This window comes from Pseudomonas sp. UF-293 (genome assembly GCF_058245595.1).
In genome coordinates, this window is the sequence record NZ_JBSICA010000069.1 from 1 (window position 1) to 620 (window position 620).

Below are 620 nucleotides of genomic sequence, written 5' to 3' on the forward strand. Positions count from 1 at the left end.
GTGCAGGCGACGATCACCGGCGCTACCGGTGGTAACTTCGAAAATCTCGTGCCGAGCACCACTCCAGCGGTCACTCAGGTCACTGACACCATCGATACCTCGACCGTCAAACTGACCGCCGATACATCGGTCGCTGAAGGCGGCACTGTCACCTACACCGCCACTGTGGGCGCGCCGGTAACCGGTTCGCCTGTCGTCGTGACTCTGGCCAACGGCCAGACCATCACCATCGGCGTCGGTCAGACCACTGGCACCGCAACCGCTGTTGCTTCGAACGATGCGCTGACCGGTAATGCGCCGATCACCAACTCGATCACCAACGTCAGCGGCGGCAATTTCGAAGATCTGGTGGCGGACAAAACTCCGGTCTCGACTTCTGTCACCGACGTTACCGACACCACCAACCTTTCGCTGAGTGCGACCGGTTCTGTGGCCGAAGGTGGTTCGATTGTTTACACCGCTACACTGACCAACGCCGCTGGCTCGCCAGTGATCGTGACCCTGTCGAACGGTGCTGTGATCACCATCAAGGCTGGCGAAACCACCGGCACCGCAACTGTTCCTGCGCCATCCGATGACGTTTACAAAGACGCCGGTTCCGTCCAGGCGACGATCACCAG

At 60.3% G+C, this 620-nt stretch carries 1 protein-coding gene; it reads left to right on the plus strand.

Translation table 11 applies throughout. The features are described 5' to 3' along the window. Nucleotides 1-620: immunoglobulin-like domain-containing protein (locus AC4IHP_RS27805; RefSeq protein WP_490833283.1), on the plus strand; the 620-nt coding region annotated here is incomplete at both ends.